Consider the following 18,690-nt stretch of genomic DNA (forward strand, 5'->3'; position numbering starts at 1 on the left):
AAGCGCTTTGAAAAATTCAAAGTCGTGACAAACGGCGGGCGCATTGAACACTCGGGAGGAAACATCATGAAACGCAGTCTTTTGGCAGCAGTCGGCGTCTTTGCCCTGTCTGCTGGTCTTGCGCAGGCCGAAGGCGCGCTGACCTTTCCGGTCGGCGAGGGGGAGTTTAACTGGGAGAGCTTCGAGGCGCTGAAGGCAACCGATCTGTCGGGGGAGCAGGTCACGGTTTTTGGCCCGTGGCTTGGCCCGGATCAGGAGGTCGTCGAAAAGGTGCTGGCCTATTTCGCTGAAGCCACCGGTGCGGACGTGCGTTACACCGGCTCTGACAGTTTTGAGCAGCAGATCGTGGTCGATGCGGAGGCAGGCTCCGCGCCCAACGTCGCCGTTTTCCCACAGCCGGGTCTGGTGTCCGACATGGCCGCGCGCGGCTTCATTGCACCCTTGGGCAGCGAGACCGCCGATTGGGTGCGTGAAAACTACGCAGCTGGCGACTCCTGGGTTGATCTCAGCACCTTCACGGGGCCGGACGGCAACGACGATGTCTTTGGCCTGTTCTACAAGGTGGATGTGAAATCCCTTGTCTGGTACGTGCCTGAAACATTTGAAGATTTCGGCTATGACATCCCCCAGTCGATGGAAGAGCTGAAGGCGCTGACCGATCAGATGGTCGCCGATGGCAACACGCCTTGGTGCATCGGTCTGGGATCTGGTGGTGCCACTGGCTGGCCTGCAACCGACTGGGTTGAAGATATGATGCTGCGCACCCAGGATCCGAGCGTCTATGACCAATGGGTCAGCAATGAAATCCCCTTCACCGATCCGCGCGTTGTGAATGCCATCGAGGAATTCGGCTACTTCGCCCGCAACGATGATTACGTCTCGGGTGGTGCGGGCGCCGTGGCCTCCACCGATTTCCGTGACAGCCCCAAAGGTCTGTTCGCCAGCCCGCCGCAATGTCTGATGCATCGTCAGGCGTCGTTTATCCCGGCGTTCTTCCCAGAAGGGACCGAAGTGGGTTTGGATGCTGATTTCTTCTACTTCCCGGCCTACGCGGAAAAGGATCTGGGCAGCCCGGTTCTGGGCGCTGGTACACTCTGGTCGATCACCAACGACAGCAAAGGTGCGCGCGCGCTGATGGAGTTCCTGAAATCCCCCATCGGGCATGAGGTCTGGATGGCGCAGCAGGGCTTCCTGACCCCGCATAAGGGCGTGAACACCGATGTCTATGCCACCGACACGCTGAAGAAGATGGGGGAGATCCTGCTCTCTGCCGATACCTTCCGCTTTGACGCATCTGACCTGATGCCGGGTGGTGTAGGCGCGGGATCCTTCTGGACCGGAATGGTCGGCTATGCAGGCGGCACCCCGGCGGAAGAGGTCGCGGCTGAGATCCAGTCCTCCTGGGATGCTCTGAAGTAAGGCTCCGATAGGGGTGGGTCGGCCCCGATGGGCCGGCCCGCATCATCCCTCCCGTGCCATCGCTGTTTTTCGCCCCCAGAGACACGCTCATCTGCGCGTCTCCGTGACCTGCCGGACGCCTGTCCGGTGCCACGCTCCACCACCAAGGGAGATATCCCATGCATCCAGCCATTCAGGGCCTGCTCACAATCGCCTTTGGCGTCGGAGGGTGTGTCGGCTATTTCTACTTTTCCAATCTCGTGCTGGACCGGGTGATCTTTCCGGCGCGCGGCGTGCATATCGCCCGCAACATCCGTCGCGCCAATATGATCCGGCCTTGGCTGTTCCTCTTGCCCGCATTGCTCGCGCTGGGGCTTTATCTGGCCTATCCGGTGGTTGAAACCCTGCGCCTGTCGGTCACCGAACGGGTTCCTGGCGGCGGATCGGAATTTGTCGGTCTTGCCAACTACCAGCAGATGCTGGCAGAGGCGAAATTCTGGGAGGCGCTTCAGAACAACTTCCTGTGGCTCCTCGTTGTGCCTGCGGCTTCAACGGCATTCGGCCTGCTGGCCGCACAGCTGACCGACCGGCTGGCCTGGGGCAATATCGCAAAATCGCTGATCTTCATGCCGATGGCGATCTCATTTGTCGGCGCTGCGGTGATCTGGAAACTGGTCTATGACGCGCGCCCCGAAGGCACCGATCAGATCGGCGTCTTGAATGCGGTCTACATCTACTTTGGCGGCGACGGGCCGATGCAATGGCTGACAATTCCATTCTGGAACAGCTTCTTTCTGATGATGGTGCTGATCTGGATCCAGACTGGTTTTGCCATGGTGATCCTGTCGGCAGCCTTGCGTGGCATCCCCGAAGAAACCGTGGAGGCGGCCATCGTGGATGGGGCCGGACCGTTTCAGATCTTCTTCAAGATCAAGGTGCCGCAGATCATGGACACCATCGTTGTGGTCTGGACCACCATCACCATCGTCGTGCTCAAGGTTTTTGACATCGTCTTTGCCATGACCAACGGCCAGTGGGAGACGCAGGTTCTGGCCAACTACATGTACGACAAACTGTTCCGCGCCAATGACTGGGGCGTCGGCTCTGCTAGCGCCATGGTCATCATGCTGCTGGTGCTGCCGATCCTGGTCTGGAACGTCTATAACGCCCGCCGCGAAATGCGCTGAGGAGACCGTGATGACTGTTATTGCCGGAGAAAAACCTGCGCTGATCTGGGCCTTGCGCCTGTCTGTGGTGCTGTTGGTGGGGCTGTGGCTGTTCCCGACGCTGGGCCTCTTGGTGTCCTCCTTCCGCACCTCGGACCAGATCGCGACCAGCGGCTGGTGGCGTGCGATGTTCCCGAGCGAGCAGAACCTGACCCTGCGCACCGATCCCCCGAGCGCACAGGTGCAGGAGGGCGACCTCTATGTGATTGAGGGGCGTCTCTTCGCGGAAGGCACCGAGAGCGCGATCTCCGCCTGGGGCACCTCGGCACGCGAACCCGCGGCTTACCAGCCCGGTGAAACGGCAGAGCTGCGCCGTGGTGGCACCCTGACAGTCACCGAGGATGGCGCCTACCGGCTTGAAAGCACCGAGGAAATCAGTGGCAAACGCGGCCCCCGCGTGTTCGTCACCGCAACCGTGCCGCCAGAGTTCACGCTGGAGAATTATGAGACCGTACTGGTGTCCGGCAATGCGACAGACAATATGGCAAAGGCGTTTTTCAACACGCTGACCGTCACCATTCCGGCCACCATCATCCCGATTCTCGTCGCGGCCTTTGCAGCCTATGCGCTGGCATGGATGGAATTTCCGGGCCGTGCCCTTCTGGTGGCCGCGATTGTCGGCCTGTTGGTCGTGCCCCTGCAGCTGGCGCTGATCCCGCTGCTGAAGTTCCACAATGAGATCGGCATCGGCAAGGGCTACATCGGCGTCTGGATGGCGCACACCGGTTTTGGCCTGCCGCTCGCGATTTACCTCCTGCGCAACTACATTGTCGGCATTCCCCGTGACATTATTGAAAACGCCCGCGTCGATGGCGCCACTGATTTCATGATCTTTGTGCGCATCATCCTGCCGCTGTCCTTCCCCGCGCTGGCCTCTTTTGCGATCTTCCAGTTCCTGTGGACCTGGAACGACCTTCTGGTGGCGATGGTGTTCCTGATCGACGCAACCGGAGAAACCACAGTGATGACCAAGCAGATTGTTGAACTGCTCGGCACCCGTGGCGGCAATTGGGAGATCCTCGCAACCTCCGCCTTTGTCTCGATCGCGGTGCCGCTCGCCGTCTTCTTCGCGATGCAAAAATACCTCGTCCGCGGCCTCCTTGCAGGCTCGGTCAAGTGACCTGATCCGCAGGCCGGATCAGACCGGCGCTGCCCCTTACTCTAAGACTATGGAAAATAGCTGACATGAACGCTCAAGCTCAACTCGACCCGGCCCAGGTTCTCGCCGCTGACCCCGATTGGTGGCGTGGTGCGGTGATCTACCAGATCTACCCGCGCAGCTATCAGGACAGCAACGGCGACGGCATCGGTGACCTTCGGGGCATCACCCAGCGCCTGCCGCATATTGCCTCGCTTGGCGTGGACGCGATCTGGATTTCGCCGTTCTTCACCTCCCCGATGAAGGATTTTGGCTATGACGTTTCGGATTATTGCGACGTCGATCCGATGTTCGGCAGCCTGTCCGACTTTGATCAACTGGTCGCCGCCGCCCATCGTCTGGGCCTGCGGGTGATGATTGATCTGGTGCTGTCGCATACCTCTGACCAGCACGCCTGGTTTGGCGAAAGCCGTCAGAGCCGCGACAATGCCCGCGCCGATTGGTACGTCTGGGCCGACCCGCAACCCGATGGCACGCCGCCCAACAACTGGCTGTCGATCTTTGGTGGCTCCGCCTGGCAGTGGGATCCCCGGCGTGAGCAGTATTACCTGCACAACTTCCTGGTCTCGCAGCCCGATCTGAATTTCCACTGCCCCGCCGTGCAGGACGCGCTGCTGGATGTGACCCGCTTCTGGCTGGAGCGCGGTGTTGATGGCTTCCGCCTTGATACGATCAACTTCTACTACCACGATGCAGAGCTGCGCTCGAACCCGGCCCTGCCGCCGGAGCAACGCAACGCCACCATCGCCCCCTCGGTGAACCCCTATAATCATCAGGAACATCTCTATTCCAAGAACCAGCCGGAAAACCTGGCCTTCCTTGGCCGGTTCCGCGCGCTTCTGGATGAATACCCGGCCAAGGCGGCCGTGGGCGAGGTGGGCGATGCGCAGCGCGGGCTTGAGATCATGGGCAGCTATACGGCGGCCAACACCGGTGTTCACATGTGCTATGCCTTTGAGCTTCTGGCCAAGGACGTGCTGACCGCCTCCCGTCTGGCCGAGGTTTTTGCCGAGGTGGACCGCGTTGCCGCAAATGGCTGGGCCTGCTGGGCGTTTTCCAATCACGATGTGATCCGCCACAGCAGCCGCTGGGGTCTCAACCCTGCGGCACAGCGCCTGTTCACCACCATGATAATGTGCCTGCGCGGCACCGCCTGCATCTATCAGGGTGAGGAGCTGGGCCTGCCGGAGGCAGATATCGCCTTTGAAGACCTTCAGGACCCCTACGGCATTGAGTTCTGGCCCGAATTCAAAGGGCGCGATGGCTGCCGCACACCCATGGTCTGGGAGCCGTCGAACAGCGCCGGCGGCTTCAGTGAGGGCAAGCCATGGCTGCCCGTCTCGCCCGAACACCTGACCCTGAGTGTCGCCAGCCAAGAGGCTGACCCGGACGCCATGCTGCACCACTACCGCCGCGCCATTGCCCTGCGCAAGGCGCATCCGGCGCTGGCGGTGGGCACCCATGATCAGCTGCGGGCAGAGGGCAACATCGCCTTCTTCACCCGTCAGGACCGCGACGAGGTGATCTTCTGCGCCTTCAATCTGGGCGACACCCCGGCAGAGATCATCCTGCCGCAGGGCACATGGCAGACGCCCGACACCGACATCGCCTTGGCCGATCTACCACCGAACGGCGGGCGTGTTGCGCTGGCACCGTGGCAGGCCTGCCTTGCGGTGCGGGTCTGACAGAAACGACGAGCAGGGGAGGGACCAGTAGATGGCAAACCTGAAATTGACCAATGTGGCCAAAACCTACGGGGGCGGCGTCGAGGTCCTGAGAGACATCAATCTCGATATCAAACAGGGGGAGCTGATCGTCTTTGTCGGCCCTTCTGGCTGCGGCAAGTCCACCTTGCTGCGGATGATCGCGGGGCTGGAACGGATCAGCGGTGGCACGCTGGAAATTGACGATGCGGTGATGAATGACATCCCGCCCGCCCAGCGGGGCATTGCGATGGTGTTCCAGTCCTATGCGCTTTATCCGCATATGACGGTGCGCGACAACATGGCCTTTGCGCTAAAAATCGCGAAGAAAAGCAAGGACGAGATTGACGCCGCCATCGACCGTGCCGCCAAGATCCTGCAGCTGGAACCCTATCTGGATCGCCTGCCCAAGGCGCTGTCGGGCGGGCAGCGGCAGCGGGTTGCCATCGGTCGCTCCATCGTGCGCGATCCGAAGGTCTATCTTTTTGATGAACCGCTCTCCAATCTGGACGCGGCGCTGCGGGTCGCCACCCGGATCGAAATTGCCCAGCTGAAAGAGGCGATGCCCGACAGCACCATGATCTATGTGACCCATGATCAGGTGGAGGCGATGACGCTGGCCAGCCGCATTGTGGTGCTCGCCAACAAAGGCATCGCGCAGGTCGGCACCCCGCTGGACCTGTATCAGCGACCGGAGAATGAATTTGTCGCCCAGTTCATCGGCTCACCCGCCATGAACCTCATTCCCGGCACAGTGATCGCCACGGGGCCGCGCACCACGGTGCGGCTCACCAGTGGGGAGGAGGTCGTGGCAGAGATCCCGACAACTGACGCCGATCAGGGGCTTGCCGTGAATGTTGGGGTTCGGCCCGAAGATCTGGTTGAGGAGGGCGCAGGTGGCGCGTTGATCGACAGCCGCGTTGATATCGTCGAGGCCCTTGGCGAGGTTACCGTGCTCTACATCGCGGCGGGCGAGGGGAAGGATCCGCTGATTGCCAAACTCCCCGGCATTCACAAGGGGCTGCGCGGCTCCTCTGTGCGGCTCTATGCCGACCCGGCCAAGCTGCATCTCTTTCACAACGGCCAGTCGCTGCTCTATCGCTAAGCGTTCGCGCTACTTTTGCAAGACAGTGCTGCGCCATTCCTCAAGGAACCGCGCCCGTTTCAGCCGGTCCAGAAACACCAACAACCCCGGTCCCATCTGGATCGGGCGCAAGGCGGCGGTGGGGGTGGTCTCGGCGGTGGCGTATCGCGGGAAAGGATAGTCCGGATCGCGCCCGTTGCCCCAAGCGGCCCGTAAAAGGTGGTCGATGAACGCCCCCGCCATATCCGGGCGCTCCGCCCCTCTCAGCACGACAGCGGTGCGCAGCATCATATTGGTATAGTCCTGCGGATCGACGATCTCGATCCGCTCCGCCAGATCGTCCCGCGCACGGGCGTAGCTGCCCAGCACATTATAGGCGATGGCCAGCTCCCCGCGCGCCACCGCCTCGATCATCTCGCCGGAGCAGCAATAGAGCCGCAAATCAAGGCTGCCGAAAATCTCCATCATTCGCCAGAAACTCTCAGAGGTGCGCAGATCCTGCGTGGCAAACAAATAGCCAAGGCCGCTTTTCTCAACATCATATGTGCCAATGCGGCCCCGGAACCGGTTGGGGTAGCGGCGCAGGAGCGACATCAGCGCCTGACGGCTGCGGGGCATCTCCAGCCCCTCAAAGGCGGCGGGCGACAACACAATCGATGCAGGCTCCTGCGAGAAGGCAAAGACATGATCGCGCCAGACCGCCCAATCCGGGATCCGCAGCCGCCCAGCGGGGGAATGCGCGCGGGTGTACCCATCGTTGGCAAGCTTGGTCTGCAGATCCAGCGCCGAGGAGACGGCAAGGTCGAAACCCGCGCCATCCTCCACCACCGCGCGCATCAGCTCTGAACTGCTGACCGTAACGTAGTCCACCACCACTGTCGGACGGGTGCGCAGAAAACTCTCGACCAGTGGGGCCAGCAGATCGGTGTCCGTGGTGGACAAAACCCGCAACACATCCGCGCTCGCCTCAGCGGCGGCGGGGCCGAACCGGCGCCGATCCTCCACCTCAAACGCCTGCGCTGCGAACGCTGGCAGAACAAGGGTCAGGGCCACCAGACAGGCTGCGCGGATCAGGCCTGTCAAAGCACTGGAAAATACAAGGAAACGCATGATCCCTCCCGTCTTGGAGATGCCGCCGGTGGCCCGCTGGTGGCCTGGCTCGGGGCGATGGTCAGGCGCCCGCCATGGGCCTCCACAACTTCACGCGCAATCGTAAGCCCAAGGCCCGAGCCAATCGTCCCCTCGGCATTGGCGCCTCGTGCAAACCGTGCGGTCAGCGCGTCGGTGTCACCGCTGGGAAACCCGCCCGCCTCGTCAATAATGCTCAGCCGCAGCTCTGCCCCCTCCTTGCGCAGGATCACCTGAATGTCGCTCTCGGAGGGCGCGTATTTGATCGCATTGTCCAACAGGTTGCGCACCGCGTTCTGGATCAGGATCGGATCGCCGGACAGGGGCGGCGTTTGCGGCAGGTCGGAATGCAGCGCGATATCTTTCAGCTCCGCAATAGGGCGCAGCCGGTTCAGCAGATCGCGCGAAAGCGCTCCCAGATCCACCTCCTCACGCAGCAGACTGTCGGTGCGAAAGGTCACCATGGCGTGATCCAGCAGCTGCCCCGCCGCGCGGGAGCTCTCATCAATGGCGCGGATCATCTCACGCAACGAGGCGCGGTTTTCGTCCCGCTCAACCCGCCTCAGCGTGATCTCGGCCTGCGTGCGCACCGTGGCCAGCGGCGTGCGCACCCGGTGCGCGGCCTCTGCGATGAAATCTTCGGACCGCGAGAGGGAAATCCGCAGCCGCTCAATAAAGCGGTTCAAGGATGTGACCAGCGGGATCATCTCCGACGGCACCGGGCGGCGCACCGGGCGCAAATCCTTCGGTCCGCGCCGCGACACCGCTTCGGCCAGTTCAGCAAGCGGTCGAATACTGGACTGTGCTGCCCAGATTGCCAAAAACGCCGCAATCATGAAAAACCCCAGACCAAGCTGCAGCGCGGTGCGGGTTAGCTCCGCCAATTGCGCCGACTGCCCTTCGCGGGTCTGTGCCACGGAAATCACCACATCGGAGACCTGACCGTTCAGCGACACCCGCCGCGCCAGAGTCACCATGCGGATACTATCGCCCTTGTAGGGCGCAGTATCAAATCGCGGCTGCCCTCGTTGGGGCAGCAGATCAGGCAGCGGCAGGTCGCCGTAACCAGTGAGCAGCCGGTCATTTTGCGCGACCCGGTAAAACACCCGATCATCGCTGACATTGCCCAGCATCGACAGCGCCGAATAGGGGATATCGACCGTCACATCGCCCGACCGTACAGACACCGAGTCCATGATCGACGTGGCCGAGGCCTGCAGAATACTGTCATGGGTGCGCTGCGACACATCCCGGGTGAAGACCAGCACGATGAAGAACAACAGCGAGGCGAGAAAAGCGGCACTGCCCACCAGCTGCAACGTCAACCGCCGCCGGATTGACCCGCTGGTCGGCAGCGCGCGGCTCATGCAAGCGACATCCGATAGCCCAGCCCGCGCACCGTGGTGATTTCCACATCCGCCCCGGCCAGATGTTTGCGCAGCCGTGCCACATAAACCTCGATCGCATTTTCCGAGACGTCTTCCTCATAGGAAAACAGCCGGTCTACCAGTTTCGATTTGGAAAAAATCCTGTCCGGCGCATTGATGAAAATTTCCAGCAGCCGCAGCTCCTTGTTGCGCAGGGAGACGGTCTTGTCGCCCACCACCAGCGTGCCCGCCAAGGGATCAAACACCAGCGCGCCGAATCGTTTCTGGTTGGAACTGCCGCCACCATGGCGCCGCAACACGGCCCGGCAGCGCGCTTCCAGTTCGGAAAAATCAAAGGGTTTGGTGATGTAATCATCCGCGCCCAGATCCAGCACACCCACCCGGTCCGACACCTCTGACCGTGCGGTCAGCACGATCACCGGCGTTGTGCCCTCGCGGCTGCGATGGGATTTAAGAAAGCTGCGGCCGTCCCCGTCGGGCAGCATAATATCCAACAAAATCAAATCGTAATCAGCCGTTGCCGCATAGTCATCCGCGACCGCCAGATCCGGGGCATGATCCACCACATGGCCATCCATCCGCAGCCGGTCCTCGACGGCGGCAGCCAGGCTCAGGTTGTCTTCGACCAGCAGAAAACGCATGGGGATCTATCCGTGGGAAGGGCATCGCCCGTGGTGGCAAAATGCGATGTGACAGGTTTGTGTCAGCTTGACGTGTTCCCTTTCAGTCATGAGCGGCCAAGCCGCCATTTGTCAAATGGGAGGACAAACAGATGAAAACGACTTTGACCCGGCGCGCCCTGATGGCGGTGACCGCTGCGACACTGGCCTTTGCTGCGCCGGTTTCTGCGGATGAGATGGTGGACAGCATCCACTTTCTGATCCCCGGCGGCGCAGGCGGCGGCTGGGACGGCACCGCGCGCGGCACCGGTGAGGCGCTGACCAAGGCGGGCCTTGTGGGCAACGCCTCTTTTGAGAACATGTCCGGCGGTGGCGGTGGCAAGGCGATCGGCTATCTGATCGAAAACGCCGAGAGCAACCACGGCACCCTGATGGTCAACTCGACCCCGATTGTGATCCGCTCGCTCACCGGTGTCTTCCCGCATAACTTCCGGGACCTCACCATGGTGGCAGGCACCATTGGCGATTATGCGGCCATCGTTGTGGGCAAGGACAGCCCGATCAACTCCATGTCCGATCTGATTGCCGCCTATCAGGCCAATCCGCGCAAGACCGCCATCGGTGGCGGCTCGGTCCCCGGCGGCATGGACCATCTGGTTGCCGCAATGGTGATGAAGGCCGCAGGCGAGGAGCCGACAGCGGTGAAATACATCCCCTATGACGCGGGCGGTGTGGCTATGGCCGCACTTCTCTCCGGAGAAATCGCCGCACTCTCCACCGGCTTCTCCGAGGCAATTGATCTGGCCAACGCAGGCGAGGTGAAAATCATCGGCGTCACCGCCGAGGACCGCGTGCCGGCCTATGCAGACGCCCCCACAATGAAAGAGCAGGGGATTGACGCCACTTTCGTCAACTGGCGCGGCTTCTTCGGCGCGCCGGGACTGCCAGAGGAAAAGGTCGAGGCCTACCGGGCCGCTCTGGCCAAGATGTACGACACCCCCGAATGGGAAGAGGTCCGCGCCCGCAACGGGTGGGTGAACATCCACAACAGCGGCGATGACTTCGTCAGCTTCCTGGAAGGTCAGGAAGAGGTGATCAAAAACCTGATGCAGGAACTCGGCTTCCTCTAAGTCTGGCAGAGCAGACAGGCGTCCGGTCCGAGTTGTGCCGGGCGCCATGCCTCTGACACCAGAAACCGGCGGCGCGCATCTTCAGGAGGGGGCCGCGCCGCCCGCCCGGTTTCACGCTCGACATATCTCATCAAAGGGGGGAGAGCCTCATGGCGCTCGACCGATGGATCGCGCTGGTCATTCTCATGATCAGCCTCGCCTATGGCTACACGGCCTTTTTCACAATGGACGAAGGCCTGCCACCGTTCATGAAATTCAATGCCATCTGGCCCAGCACCTTCCCTAAGGGGTTGTCCGTTATGGCGGTGATCTGCGCGCTGATCATCCTGCTGTCACCGCAGAAAGCCGATGCAGGCCCCAAGGCTGGCGACATCGATTACCGCCGCTTGCTGGACTACAAACTGGGTCAGGCGACGGCACTTCTCGCGATGATGGTGATCTACGCGCTGGCACTGCGTCCGGTTGGCTTCCTGATCTCCACCGTCGCATTTCTGGTGATCAGCGCTTTGATCCTTGGCGAACGCAAGCTGCATATCCTGATCCCCATCGCGGTTATCGCGGCGGGTGTGGTCTGGTATCTGGTGCAGCAGGTGCTGGGTATCTACCTGCGCCCGCTGCCCTTCTTTATGGGAACTGGGGGCTGATATGCTGGACGGTATTCTGATTGGCCTCAGCACGGCCTTTTCCTTGAGCAACATCCTGATGGTGATCGGCGGCTGCCTTATCGGCACCTTCATCGGCATGTTGCCGGGCCTCGGCCCGATGAGCATCATTTCCATCATGATCCCGGTGGCGATCTCCATCGGTGATCCCTCTGCCGCGCTGATCCTGCTGGCGGGTGTCTACTATGGCGCCATCTTTGGCGGCTCGACCTCGTCAATCCTGATCAACGCGCCGGGCGTGGCCTCAACCGTGGCGACGTCCTTCGATGGCTACCCGCTGGCGCGACAGGGCAAGGCGGGCAAGGCGCTGACCGTGGCGGCGATTTCGTCCTTCTGCGGCGGCAGCATCGGGGCGATCCTGCTGATGATCTTCGCCCCCGCGCTGGCCAGCGTCGCGCTGCTGTTCCATTCCGCCGAATACTTTGCGCTGATGGTGGTGGGGCTTTCAGCCATCGCCGCCTTTGCGGGCACCGGTCAGGTGGTGAAGGCGCTGCTGATGACCGTGCTTGGCCTGATCATGGCCACGGTGGGTGAGGGCGCGCTGTTCAATATGCCCCGCTTCACCATGGGCATCATGGACCTGCAATCGGGCTTTGGTTTCATCACCCTGGCGATGGCGATGTTTGCTCTGCCAGAGGCGCTGTATCTGGTGCTGGATCCCAGCCGCTCCAAGACCGAAGGTGGCAGCAATGAGATCAAGGATCTGCGCATCACCAAGGCTGAGGCCAAATCCATCGCGCCGGTGATTGGCCGCCAGTCGATCCAGGGCTTCCTGATCGGTGTCCTGCCGGGGGCCGGGGCCACCATCGCCTCCTTCCTTGGCTACGCGGTGGAGCGCAATATCGCCCCGAAGGAGGAGCAGAAGGAGTTCGGCAAGGGCGCCATCAAGGGCCTCGCCGCGCCGGAAAGCGCCAATAACGCCGCCTGCACAGGCTCCTTTGTGCCATTGCTGACGCTGGGCATTCCCGGCTCGGGTACAACGGCAATCCTTCTGGGGGCGCTGATCGCGCTCAATGTCTCACCGGGGCCGCGCCTGATGGTGGATGAGCCGGAGATCTTCTGGGCGGTGATCATCTCGATGTATGTTGGCAACCTGATCCTGTTGATCCTGAACCTGCCGCTGATCCCCTATATCGCCAAGGTGCTGGCGGTGCCGCGCAACTACCTGATCCCCTTCATCTTCTTCTTCACCTTGATGGGGGCCTATATCGGACAGAACAATGCAACCGAACTGCTGATCCTCGTGGGTCTGGGGATCTGCGCCACGGTGCTGCGCTTTGCCGATTATCCGCTGGCGCCCCTGCTGATCGGCTTTATTCTGGGGTCGATGCTGGAGGATAATTTCTCCCGCTCGATGCAGCTCTATGATGGGCTGGGTTTCCTGATGGAACGCCCGATGACCATAGGCCTCTTGGGGCTGGCCGCGGTGTTGGTGATCCTGCCCAGTTACCGGGCCCGCCGCGCCCGGCTGCGTCAACGCGGGGTGGCAGACGGCGATTGATCGTCGCCATGGAAACAGACCAAGGGGGGCGCTGCGGCGCCCCTTTTTCGTGGCTCAGCCCAGGATCAAGAGCCAGAGCCAGACCGTCAGGATACAGGATCCCGTGGCAATCAGCACCGAGGACGCCGCCACCCGCTTTGCGCGCCCATACATATTGGCAAAGATATAGGCGTTGAACCCCGGCGCCATCGCCGCGTTCAACACCGCAGAGCGGAACAGATCCGGCTGCACCTTCAAGGCGCTGCCCATGCTCCAGACCAGCGCCGGATGCACCATCAATGAGATCGCACAGACAAAACCGATGGTTCGCAGATCGCCTTCAGGGCGGTATTGCACCAGCACGCCCCCCAGCGCAAACAGTGCCGTCGGCAGCGCCGCCCGAATGACCAGCGACAGCGCCTCATCCACCGCCTGCGGGATCCACAGGCCCGAAAGGTTCACCAGAAATCCCAGGGCGATGCCAAGGATCAGCACATTCTTGAACATCGCGCTGAATACCGATTTCACCGTAGCGATGCCGCCCGCGCCTTTGTTGCGCACGATCTCCATCACCGTGATCCCCAGCCCGTAGCAAAACGGCGAGTGAAAGGCGATGATCGCATAATTGCCGGTCAGATTGTCGGCCCCATAGGCGCGTTCCGTGATCGGCAGGCCCAGCAGCACCGAATTGGAGAACAGGCAGCAAAAGCCGATCGCCACGCAATCCTCCCAGTCGCGTTTGAAAATCAGCCGCGCACCGGCCATCCCCAGACAGAAACAGGTCGCCGCGCCGGTGTAGAAACTGATCAGCAGACGCGGGTCAAAACTCGCCGACAGATCCAGCGTCGCAATGGCGCGAAACAGCAGGCAGGGAATGGCAAAGCTCTGGGTGAATTTCATCAGCCCATCCACATGGCTGGCCTGAAAATACCCGCGCCGCGTGGCGACATAGCCCGCGCCAATGACCAGAAACACCGGCAGGATGACATCAATCAGGCTCTGAAACATGATGTGCCTTCCTATGGGCGGGGTCGCGGGCGCCTTATGTGGCGGCTCAGATCGGGTATTCGATCACCATCCCGTCATAGGCGGGATCAATATGATCAGGGGTCTCAACAGCGACCTGCGCGTAGTCCAGATCAATGTGCATATTGGTCAGTACCGCGCGCTTTGGCGCCATCCGCTCGATCCACTCCAGCGCTTCGTCCAGCGACAGATGGGTGGGATGCGGCTTGCGGCGCAGCGCATCAAGGATCCAGCAGTCCAGATCCTGCAATTCCACCAGCGCGCTGTCAGGGATCTTGGCCACATCCGGCAGATAGGCGACATCGCCAATGCGGAACCCCAGCGCCTCAATGGAGCCGTGATTGACCTCAAACGGGCGCAGGGTGATATCGCCACCGGGGCCGGAAATCGTCAGCGGGCCGGCAATGGTGCGCAGGTCCAGAATGGGCGGATAGGGGGAGCCTGCGGGCTGCACAAAGGCATAGCCAAACCGCGACAACAGCGCGTTCTGCGTGTCACCATCCGCATAGACCGGAATACGGTCGCGCATGTTGAAGACGATCATCCGCAGATCATCAATGCCATGCACATGATCGGCGTGGGAATGGGTATAGACCACCCCGTCCAGCCGCCCGGTGCCGGTGTCCAGCAGCTGGCTGCGCATATCGGGGGAGGTGTCGATCAGCACCGTCGTGGTGCCCTCGGGACCGTCCCGCTCCACCAGAAGCGAGCAGCGGCGGCGGCGGTTGCGGGGGTTGTCCGGATCGCAATCGCCCCAATGCCCGCCCAGTCGCGGCACCCCACCGGAGGAACCGCAGCCCAGAATGGTAAAGCGCAGCACGCCCATCAGGCGGCGGCCTCATATTTGGCAGCCTTCCAGAACAGCCGGTCAAAATTGGCCTGTGTCTGGGCGGCGAAATCGGCGTAATCCACACCAAACACCTCTGCGCCCACGCGGGCGGTATGGGCGGTGTAGGCCGGTTCATTGCGTTTGCCGCGATAGGGCGGCGGCGCCAGATAGGGCGCGTCAGTTTCCACCAGAATCCGCTCCATCGGGGCAGCGGCAAAGATATCGCGCAGCTCCTGGCTCTTGGGGAAGGCGGCGATGCCCGACATCGACAGGTAAAACCCAAGATCCAGCGCCGCCCGTGCCAGTTCAGGCGAGGAGGAGAAGCAATGCATCACACAGGTATAGGCGCCCTTGGCCATTTCATCGCGCAGGATGGCGGCCATATCCTCATCCGCCGCGCGGGCGTGGATGATCAGCGGCAGGCCGGTTTCCCGCGCCGCCGTAATATGAGTTCTGAGCGAGGTCTTCTGCACCTCCGCACTCTCGGCGGTATAGTGATAATCCAGCCCGGTCTCGCCAATGCCGACAAATTTCGGATGCTGCGCCAGCGCCACCAGCTCGTCCACCGACACCAGCGGCTCGTCTGCGGCACTCATCGGGTGGGTGCCCGCGGCATAGAAGATCGGCGCATGCGCCTCGGCGATGGCGCGCACAGTGGGCTCATTGCGCAGTTTGGTGCAGATGGTGACCATGCGGGTCACACCGGCCTCAGCTGCCCGCGCAATCAGCGCGTCCAGCTCACCCTCGAAATCGGGAAAATCCAGATGGCAATGGCTGTCCGTAATGGACGGGGGCATGGGGGAAAGGCTCTCGGTCATAACTGCTCTCTGTCGCGTCCTGCGGGGGTCCGGTGCTCCGGATCAGCGCGCCGCAGTGTCCTGCATCTTGAAAACCGTATCTAGGACAAGTGCTGCGGGGTCAAGGTTCACCGCCTGACCGTGGCGCATCCGAGCCGTGACCTGCGCTGCCAGATCCGCCCAGGCACGCGCCTTTTGCGGCGTCGGTGAAAGCCGCGACAGCACCGACGCCTCCTGCGGGGCGGCCTCCGGCTGTGGCGCCGTTCCGGTGGCGCCGGTGCGAGCCAGCCGGGCCAGCGCCGTATCAATCAGGGTGAGCAGCAGTTCAAATTTCTCTGCCCCACCCCGTGCTGCGGCCTGTTCCGCCAATGCCATCGCGCGCTGCCGATCCAGCCGGGGCAGGCTGTCCAGCAGCCGCACCACATCGCTATAGGCCTGCAAGCCTCCGAGGTTCAGCAGCCGCAGCGCCGCCCCGACCGAACCATTGGACAGCGCGGCCAGATGGTCGGCTTGCTTTGGCAGCTCAGCGCCTGCCTGCGTCAGCGCCGCCTGCATGTCCTCCGGACCCAGCGGCGCGAACCGCAACAGCCGACAGCGCGAGCGGATCGTCGGCAACAGTCGCAAGGGCTGATGTGACACCAGCAGCAGGGTTGTGCGGGCAGGTGGCTCTTCCAGCATCTTCAGCAGCGCATTGGCGGCACTGGTGTTCATATCGTCAGCGGCATCCACAATCACCACCCGGCGCCCGCCGTCTGTGGCCGACAGGCCAAAGAATTTGTTCAGCGCCCGAATGTCATCGACCACGATCTGATCGCGCAGCTTGCCCTTGTCGTTCTCGCTGCGGGTAATCGACGCCAGCCCCGGCTCCGCCAGCGCCTGAATGCGGTGCATCACCGGATGATCCATCCCGATATCCAGCGAGGTGGCAGGCGGCGGCGCCCCAAACAGCCCTGCATCCTCCGCAGGCGGCTGCGATAGCAGAAACGCCGCAATGCGCCAGGCCAGCGTTGCCTTGCCGACGCCCTGCGGGCCGGTCAGCAGCCAGCCGTGATGCAGCCGGTCCGAGTTGAAGGCGGTCAGGAAATCCTGCTCCGCCTGCGCCTGTCCGAACAGCTGCTGCGTTTCGCGCGGATGGGGCGCGCCCACTGTCTGATCCGCGCGCAGAGGGGCGTCATCCTTGCTCATGCGCCTGCGTCTCCCTCTGACGCGGGCAGGGCGGTGGAGACAACTTTCAGTACATCGCGCGCGACGCTGTCCATCGGGCGATCCCCGTCGATGACGCGAAACCGGTCGGCAAATTCCTGTGCCAATGCCAGAAACCCGGCACGCATCCGCTGTTGCAGATCCAGACCAAAATCCTCGAACCGTTCTTCGCTGCCCTGCCGGCCCTTGGCCCGCGCCAGCCCCTTGGCCGGGTCCATGTCGATCAGGATGGTCAGATCCGGTTCATGGCCGATCATCAGGCTGTGCAACTGATCCACACTCTGGCGCAGATCCCCGCGCGACAGCCCCTGATACATTCGCGTGCTATCGGCAAAGCGGTCACAGACCACCACTTTGCCCGCGGCCAGCGCAGGCAGGATCCGCCGTTCCATATGATCGCGCCGCGCTGCGGTGAACAGCAACAGCTCCGTCTCCGCCGACCAGCGGTCGGGGTCCCCCTCCAGCACCAGACGGCGGATCTCCTCCGCGCCGTCTGACCCGCCGGGTTCACGGGTCAGGACAACCTCAATCCCCTGCGCCTGCAAGGCCTCCGCCAGCAGCCGACATTGCGTCGATTTGCCGGAGCCATCGATCCCCTCAAAGGTGACGAAGAGGCCGGAATAGGGGGCTGCGCCATCCGCAGCGGCGCCGGTCCTGGCCGCTGTCACTGGCTGGCCTCAGGCCCGCTGAGGAACCGTTTCACCAGCACTTCGGCGGCGGTCTTCACCCGCACCGGGAAGCCACCGGTGGGAATATCCTTCTCCGCCACCAGCGGCAGCCGCACCTCCGGCAGCTCATCCGGTTGCAGCACCAGTTCGGCCAGTTGCTGCCCTTTCTCGATGGGGGCATCAATCGGCCCGGTATAGACCACCTCGCCAGTGATCTCGCGACCGGCAAGGGCAGGCAGCAGCACGGTCAGATCCTCCGCGGGCACCAGCCCTACGGTTGCCTCTGCCCCGCGCCAGACCTCGGCTTCTGCGACCGGAACACCCGCTTTAGCCACCGTTTTTTTGGCAAATTGGCGAAACGACCAGTTAACCAGGGCCTCGGCCTCCTCTGCGCGGGCGGTGGTGCTGTCCAGACCGGTGATCACAAAAATCACCCGCCGGTCGCCCTGCGCGGCGGATCCCACCAGACCATAGCCCGCTTCGGAGGTGTGGCCGGTCTTCAGACCATCCGCGCCGATGCCCAGACCCAGCAGCGGGTTGCGGTTGCGCACATTGGAGGGCGCGCGGCCATCAAATTCAAACTCCCGCTCGGCAAACAGCGGGTAATACTGCGGGAAATCCTCGATCAGCTTTTCAGCAAGAATCGCCAGATCCTCCACCGACATCCGGTGCCCGGCGGCAGGCCAGCCGTTGGAATTGGCAAAGGTGGAGTTCTCCATCCCCATCTCCTGCGCCCGTTTGGTCATGTAGCGGGCAAACCCCGCCTCAGTGCCATCAGGGCTCAGCGCTTCGGCCAGCACCACGCAGGCGTCATTGCCCGACAGCACGATGATCCCGCGCAAGAGATCCTCCACCCGGACCCGATCCTGGGTGTTGAGGAACATGGTCGAGCCTTTGTAGCTCATGGCGTGTTCGCTGACCGGCAGCCGCTCATCCAGTGTCAGGCGGCCATCACGGATCGCCTCAAACGCCACATAAAGCGTCATCAGCTTCGACATCGACGCAGGCGGTAGCGCCAGATCGGCGTTCTTGGCCAGCAGCACGGTATCGGTCTCCTGATCCAGCACATAGGCGGCGCGCGCGCGGGTATCAAAGGCCGTAGCCGACAGCGCCGAAAGGCTGACCAACAGGCCAGCCGCACAGGTCAATTTCAAAGCAGAGCGAAGCGGAGAGGGGAGAAAGGTCATGA

17 protein-coding genes are annotated in these 18,690 nt (G+C 62.4%); 8 read left to right on the forward strand and 9 right to left on the reverse strand.

Annotation, left to right across the window (positions count from 1 at the left end; all coding sequences use genetic code 11):
- The first annotated feature begins 66 nt into the window (after positions 1 to 66).
- The 5 genes from phaeop14_RS03525 (at position 67) to phaeop14_RS03545 (ending at position 6,591) form a co-directional block, all read left to right on the forward strand.
- On the forward strand, positions 67 to 1,419 hold the full coding sequence (locus phaeop14_RS03525; RefSeq protein ID WP_096788767.1) for an ABC transporter substrate-binding protein: 1,353 nt from the start codon (positions 67 to 69) through the stop codon (positions 1,417 to 1,419).
- A gap of 158 nt (positions 1,420 to 1,577) precedes the next feature.
- Positions 1,578 to 2,585 carry a carbohydrate ABC transporter permease gene (locus phaeop14_RS03530; RefSeq protein ID WP_096788768.1) on the forward strand — a complete coding sequence of 336 codons (1,008 nt, stop codon included), beginning with the start codon at positions 1,578 to 1,580 and terminating at the stop codon, positions 2,583 to 2,585.
- 10 nt (positions 2,586 to 2,595) lie between these two features.
- Positions 2,596 to 3,744 carry a carbohydrate ABC transporter permease gene (locus phaeop14_RS03535; RefSeq protein ID WP_096788769.1) on the forward strand — a complete coding sequence of 383 codons (1,149 nt, stop codon included), beginning with the start codon at positions 2,596 to 2,598 and terminating at the stop codon, positions 3,742 to 3,744.
- 65 nt (positions 3,745 to 3,809) lie between these two features.
- The gene (locus phaeop14_RS03540) at positions 3,810 to 5,468 is read left to right on the forward strand and encodes an alpha-glucosidase (protein ID WP_096788770.1); all 1,659 of its coding nucleotides are present in this window, start codon (positions 3,810 to 3,812) and stop codon (positions 5,466 to 5,468) included.
- Positions 5,469 to 5,499: 31 nt separating this feature from the next.
- Positions 5,500 to 6,591 carry an ABC transporter ATP-binding protein gene (locus phaeop14_RS03545; protein WP_096788771.1) on the forward strand — a complete coding sequence of 364 codons (1,092 nt, stop codon included), beginning with the start codon at positions 5,500 to 5,502 and terminating at the stop codon, positions 6,589 to 6,591.
- 9 nt (positions 6,592 to 6,600) lie between these two features.
- Here the strand turns inward: phaeop14_RS03545 and phaeop14_RS03550 are convergent, their stop codons facing one another.
- The 3 genes from phaeop14_RS03550 to phaeop14_RS03560 are packed head-to-tail and all read right to left on the reverse strand — an operon-like array spanning position 6,601 to position 9,727.
- Positions 6,601 to 7,680 carry an ABC transporter substrate-binding protein gene (locus tag phaeop14_RS03550; RefSeq protein WP_096788772.1) on the reverse strand — a complete coding sequence of 360 codons (1,080 nt, stop codon included), beginning with the start codon at positions 7,678 to 7,680 and terminating at the stop codon, positions 6,601 to 6,603.
- Positions 7,650 to 9,065 carry a sensor histidine kinase gene (locus phaeop14_RS03555; protein ID WP_096788773.1) on the reverse strand — a complete coding sequence of 472 codons (1,416 nt, stop codon included), beginning with the start codon at positions 9,063 to 9,065 and terminating at the stop codon, positions 7,650 to 7,652. The genes phaeop14_RS03550 and phaeop14_RS03555 overlap by 31 nt, the downstream gene beginning before the upstream one ends.
- Positions 9,062 to 9,727, reverse strand: coding sequence for a response regulator transcription factor (locus phaeop14_RS03560; RefSeq protein WP_040173806.1), 666 nt, complete (start codon positions 9,725 to 9,727; stop codon positions 9,062 to 9,064). The genes phaeop14_RS03555 and phaeop14_RS03560 overlap by 4 nt, the downstream gene beginning before the upstream one ends.
- A gap of 131 nt (positions 9,728 to 9,858) precedes the next feature.
- Between phaeop14_RS03560 and phaeop14_RS03565 the strand changes: the two genes are divergently transcribed.
- From phaeop14_RS03565 to phaeop14_RS03575, 3 genes are all read left to right on the forward strand, one after another.
- Positions 9,859 to 10,836: a Bug family tripartite tricarboxylate transporter substrate binding protein gene (locus phaeop14_RS03565; protein ID WP_040173804.1), complete on the forward strand. Its 978-nt coding sequence runs from the start codon at positions 9,859 to 9,861 to the stop codon at positions 10,834 to 10,836.
- 149 nt (positions 10,837 to 10,985) lie between these two features.
- Positions 10,986 to 11,480 (forward strand): tripartite tricarboxylate transporter TctB family protein, encoded by a 495-nt coding sequence (locus phaeop14_RS03570; protein ID WP_040173803.1) that lies wholly within the window; start codon positions 10,986 to 10,988, stop codon positions 11,478 to 11,480.
- 1 nt (position 11,481) lies between these two features.
- Positions 11,482 to 12,999, forward strand: a complete 1,518-nt coding sequence (locus tag phaeop14_RS03575; RefSeq protein WP_040180954.1) for a tripartite tricarboxylate transporter permease — start codon at positions 11,482 to 11,484, stop codon at positions 12,997 to 12,999.
- A gap of 54 nt (positions 13,000 to 13,053) precedes the next feature.
- Here the strand turns inward: phaeop14_RS03575 and phaeop14_RS03580 are convergent, their stop codons facing one another.
- Genes phaeop14_RS03580 through phaeop14_RS03605 form a run of 6 tightly spaced genes read right to left on the reverse strand, consistent with a single transcriptional unit; the run spans position 13,054 to position 18,688 of the window.
- Positions 13,054 to 13,986 carry an AEC family transporter gene (locus phaeop14_RS03580; protein WP_096788774.1) on the reverse strand — a complete coding sequence of 311 codons (933 nt, stop codon included), beginning with the start codon at positions 13,984 to 13,986 and terminating at the stop codon, positions 13,054 to 13,056.
- A 46-nt stretch (positions 13,987 to 14,032) separates the two neighbouring features.
- Entirely contained in the window at positions 14,033 to 14,830 is a 798-nt protein-coding gene (locus phaeop14_RS03585; RefSeq protein ID WP_096788775.1) for an MBL fold metallo-hydrolase, read from the reverse strand.
- Positions 14,830 to 15,651, reverse strand: a complete 822-nt coding sequence (locus tag phaeop14_RS03590; protein ID WP_096788776.1) for a TatD family hydrolase — start codon at positions 15,649 to 15,651, stop codon at positions 14,830 to 14,832. The genes phaeop14_RS03585 and phaeop14_RS03590 overlap by 1 nt, the downstream gene beginning before the upstream one ends.
- A 42-nt stretch (positions 15,652 to 15,693) precedes the next feature.
- Positions 15,694 to 16,815, reverse strand: coding sequence for a DNA polymerase III subunit delta' (locus phaeop14_RS03595; protein ID WP_096788777.1), 1,122 nt, complete (start codon positions 16,813 to 16,815; stop codon positions 15,694 to 15,696).
- Entirely contained in the window at positions 16,812 to 17,501 is a 690-nt protein-coding gene (gene tmk / locus phaeop14_RS03600; RefSeq protein WP_096788778.1) for a dTMP kinase, read from the reverse strand. The genes phaeop14_RS03595 and tmk overlap by 4 nt, the downstream gene beginning before the upstream one ends.
- Complete coding sequence (locus tag phaeop14_RS03605) at positions 17,498 to 18,688, reverse strand: D-alanyl-D-alanine carboxypeptidase family protein (RefSeq protein WP_096788779.1); 1,191 nt, start codon at positions 18,686 to 18,688, stop codon at positions 17,498 to 17,500. The genes tmk and phaeop14_RS03605 overlap by 4 nt, the downstream gene beginning before the upstream one ends.
- Between the last annotated feature and the right edge of the window lie 2 nt (positions 18,689 to 18,690).

Source organism: Phaeobacter piscinae, assembly GCF_002407245.1.
Taxonomy (GTDB): Bacteria; Pseudomonadota; Alphaproteobacteria; order Rhodobacterales; family Rhodobacteraceae; genus Phaeobacter; species Phaeobacter piscinae.